General features: G+C 64.7%; 12 protein-coding genes. 8 read left to right on the forward strand and 4 right to left on the reverse strand.

The features are described 5' to 3' along the window. Positions 1 to 5 precede the first annotated feature (5 nt). The 7 genes from mog (at position 6) to GAU_RS20170 (ending at position 7,247) form a co-directional block, all read left to right on the forward strand. Complete coding sequence (gene mog, locus GAU_RS01190) at positions 6 to 533, forward strand: molybdopterin adenylyltransferase (protein ID WP_012681722.1); 528 nt, start codon at positions 6 to 8, stop codon at positions 531 to 533. Positions 534 to 585: 52 nt separating this feature from the next. Continuing rightward, a complete protein-coding gene (locus GAU_RS01195) occupies positions 586 to 783 on the forward strand; it encodes a Trm112 family protein (RefSeq protein WP_041265137.1) in 198 nt (65 codons plus the stop codon). An 11-nt stretch (positions 784 to 794) separates the two neighbouring features. Continuing rightward, complete coding sequence (locus GAU_RS01200; RefSeq protein WP_041265138.1) at positions 795 to 1,985, forward strand: cystathionine gamma-lyase; 1,191 nt, start codon at positions 795 to 797, stop codon at positions 1,983 to 1,985. Next, positions 1,975 to 3,675: an amidase gene (locus GAU_RS01205; RefSeq protein WP_197526029.1), complete on the forward strand. Its 1,701-nt coding sequence runs from the start codon at positions 1,975 to 1,977 to the stop codon at positions 3,673 to 3,675. Before GAU_RS01200 ends, GAU_RS01205 begins: the two co-directional genes overlap by 11 nt. Beyond that, entirely contained in the window at positions 3,672 to 4,025 is a 354-nt protein-coding gene (locus tag GAU_RS01210) for a hypothetical protein (protein WP_012681726.1), read from the forward strand. Before GAU_RS01205 ends, GAU_RS01210 begins: the two co-directional genes overlap by 4 nt. Then, on the forward strand, positions 4,025 to 5,224 hold the full coding sequence (locus tag GAU_RS01215; protein ID WP_012681727.1) for a dipeptidase: 1,200 nt from the start codon (positions 4,025 to 4,027) through the stop codon (positions 5,222 to 5,224). Before GAU_RS01210 ends, GAU_RS01215 begins: the two co-directional genes overlap by 1 nt. Positions 5,225 to 5,345: 121 nt before the next feature. Then, positions 5,346 to 7,247, forward strand: a complete 1,902-nt coding sequence (locus GAU_RS20170; protein ID WP_012681728.1) for a serine/threonine-protein kinase — start codon at positions 5,346 to 5,348, stop codon at positions 7,245 to 7,247. Between the two features lie 236 nt (positions 7,248 to 7,483). Here the strand turns inward: GAU_RS20170 and GAU_RS01225 are convergent, their stop codons facing one another. The 3 genes from GAU_RS01225 to GAU_RS01235 form a co-directional block, all read right to left on the reverse strand. Continuing rightward, entirely contained in the window at positions 7,484 to 8,860 is a 1,377-nt protein-coding gene (locus tag GAU_RS01225) for a hypothetical protein (protein WP_012681729.1), read from the reverse strand. Positions 8,861 to 8,893: 33 nt separating this feature from the next. Beyond that, entirely contained in the window at positions 8,894 to 10,213 is a 1,320-nt protein-coding gene (locus GAU_RS01230) for a transporter (RefSeq protein ID WP_041265139.1), read from the reverse strand. A gap of 76 nt (positions 10,214 to 10,289) precedes the next feature. Further along, positions 10,290 to 11,432, reverse strand: a complete 1,143-nt coding sequence (locus GAU_RS01235) for an amidohydrolase (protein ID WP_012681731.1) — start codon at positions 11,430 to 11,432, stop codon at positions 10,290 to 10,292. Between the two features lie 173 nt (positions 11,433 to 11,605). On the opposite strand from GAU_RS01235, the gene GAU_RS01240 reads away from it, so the two are divergent. Then, positions 11,606 to 12,268: a hypothetical protein gene (locus GAU_RS01240; RefSeq protein WP_012681732.1), complete on the forward strand. Its 663-nt coding sequence runs from the start codon at positions 11,606 to 11,608 to the stop codon at positions 12,266 to 12,268. A 179-nt stretch (positions 12,269 to 12,447) separates the two neighbouring features. Here the strand turns inward: GAU_RS01240 and GAU_RS01245 are convergent, their stop codons facing one another. Continuing rightward, entirely contained in the window at positions 12,448 to 12,843 is a 396-nt protein-coding gene (locus GAU_RS01245) for a luciferase family protein (protein WP_012681733.1), read from the reverse strand. Positions 12,844 to 12,848: the final 5 nt, after the last annotated feature.

The following is a 12,848-nucleotide window of genomic DNA, read 5'->3' on the forward strand; positions in this document are numbered from 1 at the left end:
GGGCCATGATCTCCCTCGGCATCGTCACCATCTCCGATCGGGCCAGCACCGGTGTGTACGAGGACAAGTCCGGGCCGGCGATTCGCGATGTGTACACCCGCTGGCTTGCCACGCCGTGGCAGGAAGCCTACCGGTTGGTGCCCGATGAGCAGCCTGCCATCGAGGCGGCACTGCGCGAACTGGCCGACGATGTGCGCTGCCCGCTCATCGTGACCACGGGTGGTACCGGTCCCGCGCCGCGCGACGTGACGCCGGAAGCCACGGTGGCGGTGTGTGATCGCATTCTGCCCGGCTTTGGGGAACAGATGCGCGCCGTCTCCATGCAGACCGTGCCAACGGCGATCCTTTCGCGGCAGATCGCCGGATCGCGTGGTGCCTCGCTGATCATCAACCTGCCCGGCAAACCCGTCGCCATCGAAGAATGTCTGCGGGCCGTGTGGGCCGCGGTGCCCTACTGCGTGGAGTTGCTCGGCGGACCACGTCTCGCCTTCACCGACGCGGCGCCCCGTCATCATCGTCCGACGTCTGCATGATGCACCGGTCTCATCGTGTCATGTTGTGTCGCCCCCTTTCCTGTTGCCGCTCATGAGTCTGTCTCCCACGCTGCTCGAGATCCTGGTGTGCCCCAAGAGCAAGGCGCCGCTCGAGTATCATGCCGGTCCACCGGAAGTGCTGATCTGCCGCGAGAGTCGCCTGGTGTATCGCGTGGAGGAGGGGGTTCCGGTGATGCTCATCGATGAAGCGGAGCCGCTGGACGAAGCGCGCTATCCGCGTCCGGTTTGATCGAGGCATCGATGATGGATTCCGCTCACCATCCAGTTGCGTCGACCGACGAGGGGGCGTGGCAGGGCGCGACCCGTGTCGTGCGTGCAGGTCTGCCCGATGCCGTGCCGGGCACCCCGTATCTGCCAGGTCCGGTGTTTGCCGCGCCCTATCACGCGCCTGGTGATCCATCGCAGTCCCCATACACGTACGGCCGGTTCGACAACCCGTCGTGGAAGGGCTACGAATCGGCATTGATGTCGCTGGAAGGCGGCCCCTGTGTGCTCTTTCCGAGTGGCATGGCGGCGACAGCGGCGGTATTGGCCACGTTGGTGCCACCTGGCGCTTCGGTGTTGATGGCCGCCGAGTGCTACTACACCACGCGCGTCATGGCCACGCAGACGTTTGCCGGTGGATGGTTTGCATCACAGGGCATGCAGGTGGTGCAGGCGCCCACGGCCAACGACGGCATTCTGCACGCGTTGGAGCACTGGTCGGGTCCGTTGGCGATGGTGTGGCTGGAGTCGCCCACCAATCCGCAGCTCGACGTCTGCGACATTGCGGCCATTGCGGCGCGGGCTCATGCCCTGGGAGCGATCGTGGTGGTGGACAACACCACCGCCACCCCGTTGTTGCAGCAGCCGTTGTCACTGGGTGCCGATGTGTGCGTGGTATCGGACACAAAAGCGATGACCGGACACGGCGACATCGTGCTGGGTCATGTGGCGGTGCGCGATGGTGCGCATGCGGATGCGCTGCGCATGTGGCGAACGCGTATGGGTGTGATTCCGGGACCCATGGAAGCATGGTTGGCCCATCGCTCCTTGGGCACGCTGCACGTGCGGATGATGCAGCAGTGTCGTACCGCGCAGGTGGTGGCGGAATTTCTGGCCGCGCGGGCAGCGAGTGGTTCGGTGGTGCGCAACGTGCGCTATCCCGGGCTCCCCGGTGATCGGGCCCATGTACTCGCCTTGCGTCAGATGACGCATTTTGGCGGTGTGGTCAGCTTCGAGTTGCCCAGTGCCGATGCCGCGACGCGATTTTTTGCGGCGTCGCAGTTGGTGTACGAAGCGACGAGTTTCGGTGGCTTGCACACCAGCGCCGAACGTCGGGCCCGCTGGGGCGGTGATGCGGTGAACGAAGGATTCATCCGACTCAGTGTCGGACTGGAAGACGTGAACGATCTGGTGCGCGATCTCGCGCAGGCACTCGATGCGATCTGAACAGGATGAGCGTGACGTGACACACGACAACGGCGAACGCACCATCGATCGTCGGCGTTTCATGACGGCGGCGGGGCTGACCACGCTGGCCGCAGTGGCGGGCGTTGGATGCGCCGGCGATCCCGCGCCGGTGCAGGGCGCATCGGGCAAGGCGGCCGGTACGAGTGGCGCTGCGAGTGGTGACGGGCAGCCGGCGTTTGTGCACAACGAAGCGACGATCGCCAGTCTGCAGGAGCAGATGCAGCGCGGGTCGCTCACGTCGACGGCACTCACCGAAGCCTATCTCGCCCGCATCGCCGCCGTGGATGCGGCAGGGCCCACGCTGCGCAGTGTGCTCGAAACCAATCCTGATGCGCTCACGATCGCGGCGGAACGCGACGCCGAGCGCAAGGCGGGCAAGGTGCGTGGTCCGCTGCACGGTATCCCGGTGTTGGTGAAGGACAATCTCGACACCGGTGATCGCATGCAGACCACGGCGGGTTCGTTGGCGCTGGTGGGCACGCCGGCCACGCGCGATGCACACGTGGTCGCGAAGCTGCGTGAGGCGGGGGCCGTGATCATCGGCAAAACCAATCTCAGCGAGTGGGCCAACTTCCGTTCCACTCGCTCGTCGAGCGGATGGAGTGGCCGTGGTGGGCAGACCAAACATCCCTATGTCCTCGATCGCAATCCGTGTGGTTCGAGTTCCGGTACGGGCACGGCGATCGCGGCCAATCTGGCCACGGTGGGTATAGGCACCGAGACGGACGGATCGATCATCTGTCCGAGTTCGATTTGTGGCCTGGTGGGGCTCAAGCCGACGGTGGGGCTGGTGAGTCGCGCGGGCATCATTCCGATTTCGGCCACGCAGGACACCGCCGGTCCGATGACGCGCAGCGTGTCCGACGCAGCCGCGCTGTTGCAGGCGATCGCGGGGCGCGATGAACAGGATCCGTCCACCAGTGCGGCGCCGGCTGCAACGCCCGACTATGCCGCGGCTCTGGTGAAGGGCGCGCTCAAGGGCGCGCGCATCGGTGTGGGCCGCAATCTCGCGGGCTTCAATCCGGCAGCCGATGCGGCGTTCAACAAAGCCATCGACACGCTGCGGGCGGCTGGTGCGGTGATTGTCGATCCGGCCAACGTGCCAACCGTGGGCAAATACGACGATGCCGAGTTCCAGGTGCTGTTGTACGAGTTCAAGGACGGACTCAATCGCTATCTGGCGTCACGTGGCGAGACGGTGTCGCACAAGACGCTGGCGGCCCTCATCGCGTACAATCGCGAGCACGCGGACACGGAGATGCCGTGGTTTGCGCAGGAGATCTTCGAGCAGGCCGAAGCCAAGGGGCCACTCACCGATGCGGCGTACCGCAATGCGCTCGAGTTGTGCCGTCGCGCGTCACGTGAGCAGGGACTCGATGCGCTGTTCCGCGAGCATCAACTGGACGCACTGGTGGCACCATCGAATGCACCATCGTGGGTGACCGATCATGTGAACGGTGACAAGTACAGTGGCGGCAATTCTTCGGTGGCGGCCGTGGCCGGCTATCCATCGCTGACAGTGCCGATGGCCTACGTGCATGGGCTGCCACTGGGCATCAGCTTCATCGGGCTCGCGTGGAGCGAAGCGAAGCTGTTGGGTTATGGCTATGACTTCGAGCAGCAGGTGATGGCGCGTCAGGCGCCGAAGTTTCTGAGGACGGTGGAATGAGCGACGGTGCAACGAGCGGCCGGCCGCCAGTGGCGGCCCTGCTCACGTTGGTGGTGGCGCTGGTGGTCAGCTTCGTGGCATGGCGCATGTTCGGCGCCGCGGCCGACGCCGGTGTGGATCGCCTGGCGCGCATCGATACCGTGCGGGCCTGGTGTGAAGGGTTCTATGTGCAGGCGCAGAGTCGCACCGATACCATGCGTGTCGATCGTGTCGCCTTGCCCGACACCATCGATCCCCAGTCGAGCAACGCCATCGATCGGTGCGGAGACCTGCGCAGTGAAGCGCCCGGCACGCCACCGCCGAATCCGCGGGAGATGAACGGACAGGAGATGCCACGAGGGCTGCGCTGATGCATGCGACACGATCGGGATCACTCTGGAAGCGGATCGGCCTCGGCACCCTGCTGTTTCTGGTGGCGGCCCTGGTGATCTTTCACACCATCGTGCCACGAGTGGTGGACAGCCGGATGAACACGGTGGTGAGTGCCACGCTGCCGCCGGTGTCGCCGCAGGCCGCAGCACTGCATCGCACGCTGTTCGTGGCCGACCTGCACGCTGATGAAATGTTGTGGGGTCGCGATCTGCTCGCGCGTGTCTCGCGTGGGCATGTGGATCTGCCGCGTCTGCAGGAAGCGCATGTGGCGTTGCAGGTGTTCAGTGCGGTCACCAAGACGCCGCGTGGCATGAACTACGATCAGAATACCGGCGAGACCGACAACATCACGTTGCTCGCCATGGCGCAGCGATGGCCGAGTGAGACGCGCACCAGTCTGCGCGCCCGGGCGCTGTATCAGGCGGAACGTCTGCAGGATGCGGTGCTGCGTTCGCAGGGGCAGCTCACGCTGATCACGTCACGGGATTCGCTGGCGGCGTTCGCTGATCGTCGTCGAGGCGATCCGGCGCAGGTGGCCGCGTTGCTGGCCATCGAGGGGCTGCACGCGCTCGACGGGAAGCTCGAGAGTGTGGATGTGCTGTTCGGGGCGGGCTACCGCATGATGGGCCTGGTTCACTTCTTCGACAACGAAGTGGCCGGCAGCGCCCACGGTGTCACGCATGGGGGGCTCACGCCGCTGGGCCGGCAGGTGGTTCAGCGCATGGAGACGCTGGGCATCATCGTGGATCTGGCCCATTCGTCGCAGCAGACGGTCACCGAGGTGCTGGCCATGGCCACCCGCCCGGTGGTGGTGTCGCACACCGGCGTGGCGGCCACCTGCGCAGGGCCGCGCAACCTGACCGACGATCAGTTGCGCGCCATCGCTGCCAATGGCGGTTTGATCGGTATCGGGTACTGGGATGGCGCGGTGTGCGAGCCGACGCTGGAGAACATCGTGAAAGCGATCCAGCACGCGGTGAGCGTCATGGGCGTGCAGCATGTGGCGCTGGGGTCCGATTTTGACGGGGCCACCCGCACGCCGTTCGACACGCGCGGGGTTCTGCTGATCACCGAAGGGCTGCTCAAGGCGGGGATGACCCCTGATCAGGTGGCCCGGGTGATGGGACGAAACACCCTGGAGTTCCTCTTCCGAGGATTGCCGGCTGCGCAGCCGTAACAAATCCGTGCCTTGCGCATGAGGTTGGAGTAGGCAAGTTGACTGTTGTGCTCGTCATTCGTCATCTCGATGAGCGAATTGCGTTGCCGCGTATCCAGTCGCACTTGGACGATCTCCCCGCATGACCCTCCCCACGACGCCGAACGAACCGATCGCGATCGGGAAATACCAGATCCTCGACCTGGCCGGAGAAGGGGCCATGGGGGCTGTGTATCGCGCGCGCGATACCGTGCTCAATCGACTGGTTGCGATCAAGGTCATGAACGCCACGATCGCGCGCGATCAAAGCCTGCGCGATCGTTTCCTGCGTGAGGCGCAGTCGGCGGGATCATTGCAGCATCCGAACGTCGTCACGATCTATGACTTCGGCGAACTCGATGGCCATCTGTTCATCGCCATGGAGTACGTGGAAGGCAAAGATCTCGAGACACTGCTGGCGGAGCCAAATGGCCTCACACTGCAGACCCGGCTCGAGATCATGATCGATGTGCTGGCTGGTCTGGCGTACGCCCACCAGCACGGCATCGTGCACCGCGACCTCAAGCCGGCCAACATCCGCGTGACGCCCGAGCCGCGCGGCAAGTTGATGGACTTCGGTGTGGCGCACCTCGAGTCGCAGAAGATGACGCAGACCGGCGTCATGATCGGTACGCCGAACTACATGGCGCCCGAGTACATCTCCGGCAAGCCGGTCACCGCGTCCAGCGACATCTTCTCGATGGGTGCGGTGCTGTACGAAGTCCTCACGGGCCGTAAGCCGTTTCTGGGTGACACCTTGCACGCGTTGCTGTTCAGCGTGGTGCAGAATGATCCCGAACCGCCCAGTGTCGTGGCCCCGGGTGTGCCGCGTGCGCTCGATGCGGTGGTGATGCGTGCGATGGCCAAGGATCCGGCGGAGCGTTACGCGTCGGCGCTCGAGATGGCGCAGGCGTTGACGGCGGTGCGCGCGTCGTTGAGTGGTGCCCCGTACAACGATTCCCTGGCGCTCAGTCAGACGCTGGCCCACAAGGTGGCCGCGAAGGGCGCCGATGTGGCACGCGAAGCTGTGGCCCGCGAGGTTGCCTCGGCGACGCGCGGTGGTCGCACGGTGCCGCCCACCGGGGCGGCCGATTCTTCGACGCCGACCGCACCACGCAAGACGGGCCGCTTGCTCGTGTCGGGTGTGGCGGCCGTGGGCGTGCTTGCCGCAGCGGGTTTCGCGTTCATGCGGAGTTCCGGTGGTGACGCGGAGAGTGCGCCGGCAGCGGCACAGGTGGCCGTGTCACCGTCGCTGGATGGTGGCGCCAATGACGGAGCCAATGGCGCCGCTGGTGCCAATGGTGATGTGGCTGCCGGTGGTGCTGGCCGTGGTGCCGATGTCGCGCCGACGCCTGCGGGGCAGTCGGCCCGTCCGGTTGCCGGCAACGTTGGTGGTCCGGTTGCAGGTCCGATCAGTGGCGGTGGTGCATCAGGATCGGGGCGTGCACCATCTACAACGCAGCCTGCGGCACGCGTCGCGGGTTCAGCACAGGGCTCGGCGGGTTCTGTACCGGCGTCTGGAGCGAGTGCCGCACCATCGGCGAATGCACCCGCCGTGCAACCGCCGCCGGTTCAGCAGGCGCCCAGCAGTGCCCCTCCGGTCGTGGAGCCCACAGTCACGGCTCCGGTGGCGAGCGCACCGGCCGCCAGCGTGCCGGCTGCGCCTGTTGTGGAAACGCGATCGTCGCAAAACGAGATGCGCGATCTGATCGCGCGTTACGCCCGCGCCATTTCTGCGCGCGACATCAATGCGGTGCGGGCAGCATATCCGGGTATCTCACGCGATCAGCAGCAGGGCTTCGAACGGTTCTTCTCCTCCACCAAGTCGTTGAGTGCTTCGCTGCTGCTCGGCGGTCTCGAAGTACATGATCGCACGGCGGATGGTCGCGTCACGGGCACGTACGAATTCGTGGGTGGTAGTGGACGCAAGGAAGTGCAGATGGTGTCGTTCCGCGCGCAGTTCGAGCGCGACGGAGACAGTTGGCGGCTGACCAGCGTGCGGTGATCCTGGTGTTGTCGTCGGCAGGATTGGGATAGACGACAGGCGTTGCAGGGCCGCCTGCGGCGGCGATACCGGCAGGATACACAACCGAATAAAAGCAGGATGGCCTCCGTGCGAGCAGCAGATGCTGTGTGTCGCACGGAGGCCATCCTGCTTTTATCGGTCGTTCATCCTGACGGTATCGCGCCCGAAGGGCGCCCCTCAACACCCGAGGAACGCCCTCAATCCTGCCCACGCACTCAGAACGAGTACTCGAGTCCCATCGTCCAGAGCTGGTTGGCGCGCATGCCACCGCGATTGAGCGGCAGCAGGGCATTGGTCACCACGATGACGTTGCGGGACGCGAGGAACTTGAAGCCGAACGAACCGTTGATGAGATCATCGCGGATATCCGGGATCGTCGTCGGGTTCACGCTGCGACGGTACGGTGAGTCGTAGAAAATCGGCTTGGGCAGCGCCAACTTGCTGGCACCCACCTGGAATTCGCTCACGATATCCACGGCCAGTGTGACTTTGGGGCCGAGCAGGTGATCGAAGCCGGCGGTGGCCAGCACGGCATGGTTTTGCGATTCGTCGGCGCGGTAGAGGAAGCCCGTGTTCAGGTGCGGCGAGAAATTGCCAAAGCGCGACGACATGATAGCCTGGCTGCGTAGTGCGAAGTGACCGAGGCCGAGCAGGTCTTCCACGTCGCCGGTGGGGAAACGTGCGTCGGCCAGAAAGGCCACCGCCGTGTTCTGTGACTGATACGCATTCACTTTCACGCGTGCCGCCACATCGCCGATGCCGAAGGTATTGCCTTTGGTGGTCTTGGTGGCCTGCAACACCGGATCGGTGGGCGTACCCGAGAAGAAGTGTGCCGCAGAGGTGCCACCGAACGGATCGATCTGCGCGAAGCTGGTGCCGCTGAATGACGTCTGCTGCAGCGGTACGACCACACCGAAGTCGATGCGGTCGGTGATGCCAAACGTCGTGTAGAACGACGTCACGTCGACGGCGATGTTGAGGTTGAGGTTGAAGCTCATCGCTTCATTCTCGAGCACCGGCACACCGTACTTGGAGCAGTCCTGACCGCCCTGCTCGGCGTCGCAGCCATCGTAGTCGACGTTTTCGTGCGTGAACACGAGACCGACATCAGACAGCGGGCGCCCGCGCAGCGTGGAGAACTGGAAGGTGCTGCGATTCACGCCGGCGAGTACACGACCACGACCCAGCGTCTGTCCGCGTTCTGCGAAGATCGGGCCGGCTGACGTGGCCGTACTCACCGGCACGCCGCCCTCGAAGCGGAACGTTTCACCGCTCGTGGTGGCGCCGATCGGCACGTTGGACACCGATGCGGCGAGCGCACTGCTGATGAAGCCGATGATCGAACCGTTTTCAGCCGCCGCCGACGGAATGAAGTGCGTGCCGTGTGCGCGAACGCTGGCCGGGTTGGACGAGGTGGCCGAACCGGCGAGGAAGAGGGGCTCTTCACCCTCGCCAAAGACAAACAGTTGCGAGATACGTTCGCGCAGGCGCTGCGCCTGCACGGTGGATGGAAGCGCGGCGAGTGTCATGGCCGAAGCCAGGGCAATCGTCAGTGCTGGTGTGGAGCGGCGGAGGGGCCAGTGACGGCGCATTGAGTGACTCGGAGGGGGCGGTGGAGGGGCAAATCAGAATGCGTATTCGACACCAAGCGTCCAGGTGTACGCGGCACGCATACCACCGGCGTTCAGCGGCACCATGGCATTTGTGACGAGCATGAAGCTACGCGTCGGCGCGAACTTGAGTCCAACAGATCCGTTGACCAGATCATCCCGGATGTCCGGGATCGACGTCGGGTTCACGAGGCGACGAAAGGGCGCGTCGAAAGTGACGGCGCCGGGCAATTGAAGCAAGTCACCACCCACCTGAAACTCACTCACCAGATCGAGCGCCAGCGTCACCTTGGGGCTCAGCAAGTGATCAAAACCGGCGGTGGCCATGAAGGCGTGGTTGCGGGCCTCGCCGGCGCGGTACAGAAAGCCGGTGTTGAGATGGGGTGAGAACGCGCCGAACCGCGACGAGATGATTGCCTGGCTACGCAGTACGAAGTGGCCCAGCCCCAGCAGGTCATCGACATCGCCGGTCGGGAAACGTGCGTCGGCGATCAGGGCCACGGCGCTGTTTTCGGTGGAGAAGGCGTTCACCTTCAGGCGAGCCGCCACATCGCCCACACCAAACGCGCGACCGCGTGATGCCGAAGAGGCCTGCAGCACCGGATTGCTGGGCGTGCCGGCGAAGTAGTGCGTCGCCGGCCCATTGCCGTGAATCTCGATCTGCGCGGCGTTGGTGCCCTGGAAGGCCACCTGTTGCATCGGGATCACGATCCCGAAATCGATGCGGTTGGTGATGCCGATGGTCGTGTAGAACGTGGTCACGTCGACCGCGAGATCGAGATCGAGCGAAAATCGCGTCAGGTCGTTTTCATAGCCCGGCACGCCGTATTGGGTGCAGTCCTTGCCACCGTGTTCGGCGTCGCAACCGGGGTAGTCGACATTTTCATGCAGGAACGCCAGGCCGATATCGGACATCGGTTTGCCGCGCAGCGATGTGAATCGAAAGCTGCTGCGATTGAGCCCGGCGAGCATGCGGCCACGGCCCAGGGTCTGTCCACGTTCGGCGAAGATCGGGCCGGCCGATGTGGCGGTGCTGATCGGGATGCCGCCTTCAAACCGGAACGTCTCGCCGCTGGTGGTGGCCCCGATGGGGATATTGGCCACGGCATTGGCCATCGTGCTGCCCAGAAACCCGATGGCCGCAGCGCCGGAGAGATCGGGCGCGGTGATGATGTGCGAACCATGCTGGTGCACGCCGCCCGGCGAAGAGGACGTCGACGGATCACCGAACAGGAAGAGCTGCGCGATGCGGTCCCGCAGTCGCTGCGCCTGGGCGGTGGAGGGCGGAACTGCAACAGCAACGGCAAGACAGACCAACAACACACTGCGACGCATTGTCCGGGCGGTGGAAGGGCACATCGACCGCCGATGTGCCTCCACGCGGGAGAGCTGGCCGATGGGTACTGCGGACTTATGGCTTCGTGAGTAGGTCGAGCGAAGCCGCCGTGAGGTAACGCAATCCGATCGCCAACGACGCTTCATCGATCTGGAAGCGCGGGTGGTGGTGCGGATACATGATGCCCTCGGCCTCGTTCCGGGCGCCGACAAAGGCAAATACGCCGGGCGCGCGCTGCTGATAGGCCGAAAAATCTTCGCCGCCCATGGACGGACGCATATCGACCAGCGTGTCCACGCCAAACGTCTCTTCCACCACCGCTGAAAGACGCGCGGTCAGTGCCGGATCGTTCACCACCGGACGGTAGCCCAGCTCATAGCGGAATTCGTAGGTGGCGCCAAAGGCCGACGTGATGCCGGCAATGACGCGTTCCATCTGTGCGGGAATACTCGCCCGCAGCGTCGCGTCGAAGGTGCGCACGGTGCCGGAGAGATAGGCAGAACCGGGAATGACATTGAACGCCGTGCCAGCAATGAACTGCGTCACCGAGAGGACCACCGGATCGAGCGGATCGACGGTGCGGGACACCACCTGTTGCAGCGCGGTCACGACCTGGGCGCCAATGGCGATCGGGTCGATGGTTTCATGGGGCGCGGCCGCATGTCCGCCCCGTCCCATGATGGTGCACTGAAACGTGTCCGGTGCTGCCATCGCGGGGCCGGAGATGAGACCGATACGGCCCACCGCCAATGGCGACCAGAGATGCAGTCCGATCACCTGGTGCACCCCATCCATCACACCATGCTGCACCAGCTCTTCGGCGCCGCCGGGGGAGAGTTCTTCGGCGTGCTGGAAGACGAACCGCACGGTGCCATGGAGGGCCGCACGATGGCGGGCCAACAACGTGGCCAGCGCGAGCACAATGGCCGTGTGCCCATCGTGGCCGCAGGCGTGCATGGCGCCGTCCACCGTAGACCGGTACGGCACATCGTTCTCTTCGACGATAGGCAGCGCATCGATATCGGCGCGCACGGCGATCGTGGGCCCGGTGAGCCCCCCACGCAGTTCCGCCACCACGCTGGTGCGTGTGGGCCGCGACACCGAGAGACCCTCGACGGCCGACAGCACATCGAAGATGGTCTGTGAGGTACGCACCTCTTCGAAGGCGACCTCCGGATGCATGTGCAGGTGACGCCGCCAAGTGACCACCTGAGGCATCAGGGCATCGATTTCGCTCTGGAGGAATTCCTGCTGGAGGGGCAGATGGTGGGCAGCGGCCTCAGTCGTGCCGGCATGGCCGGTGTCGAATGGGGTGGCGTGACTCGTCATCGTGTCCTCCGGGATGTGGCCTGGGGTGTAACCGCGGCGCGGTCGGGCGCGTAGAATCCAGTATGCCTCTCCTGCAAGCTACCACGGTACCCGCGCCACCACTGCCGCCCCAGGCACCTTCGGCGGTGGTGGGTGGCACCACGATACCGCTGAACAACACCCCGGTGAGCGCGGCGGATCTGGCCGCGTTGCGCTCTCGGCGCACGGAGCTGTCCAATCAGCTCACGTCTGCGCAGGGACGACGCGATGACCTGGTGAAGGAGCTCCGTACGAGTCCGGAGGGTGTTGCGCGCACCGGCATCGAGCAGCGCATGTCCGTGATCGACGAGCGCATTGTGCAAATCGAGAAAGACATTGCGGCCAATGGCCGCGAGCTGGCGCGTGCACCACTGGCCCGGGCAGAAACGCAGGCACCACCGCGCGTCGGCGGGTTTCTCACGTCGGGTCAGGTCACCGGAATCTCCATCGTGTTCACCGTCACGGTGCTGATGCCGATCGCGATGGCGTACGCGCGATCGATCATGCGCCGGGCCAGTCAGCCCAAGCCGGCGCCGCAGGTGCTCGAAAGCGCCGCGCGGCTCGAGCGCATGGAGCAGGCCATCGACACCATCGCGGTGGAAGTGGAACGCATCTCCGAAGGCCAGCGGTTTGTCACGCAACTCATGGCGCCGAAGCCACAGCAGGACTCGGTGTTGATTGGCGAACGGCATGAGGTGCCGCGCTAGGAACAGCGGGGGGAACACAGACCACGCTGAAACGGGCAGATGGCACAGATACCACACCAATAAAAAAGAGGAGCCTCAGTCGACAGGCTCCTCTTTTCTATTTTGCAACTGTTTGTTGAAGCAGTGGCAGTATCTGTGCCATCTGCCCGTTTCAGCGCCGTCTGTGTTCCCCCCGCTGTTCACGCGGGCAGATCGTCGATACTGCGATCAGCGAGCAACGAGGCACGACCGAGCACCGGATGCATGGCCGGTTTGAGTGTGTTGCCGCAGAGTCGTTCGTAATTGAGTCGGAGCAGCTCCACCACCGCGGGCACATCGTGCTCGCTGCGGATGCGGAAGCTGATCCAGCCGGAATGAGGGAGTGTGCGGTGCGCGGCCGCGCGGCCGGCCGCCACGAGATCACGGCGCATGCGCACGGGCACCAGCAGATCGACCACGTTGCCAACGTGCACGTGACCGATTTCCCGTTTGCTCACACGAAACTCGACACCACCGAAGCGATGGGGTAACACTTCCACCCCTTCCCACTGACGCACGATCTCGGTGACAGCCGCACCGTAGTCAGTCGTTCCCATGCGCG

Source organism: Gemmatimonas aurantiaca T-27, assembly GCF_000010305.1.
GTDB lineage: Bacteria > Gemmatimonadota > Gemmatimonadetes > Gemmatimonadales > Gemmatimonadaceae > Gemmatimonas > Gemmatimonas aurantiaca.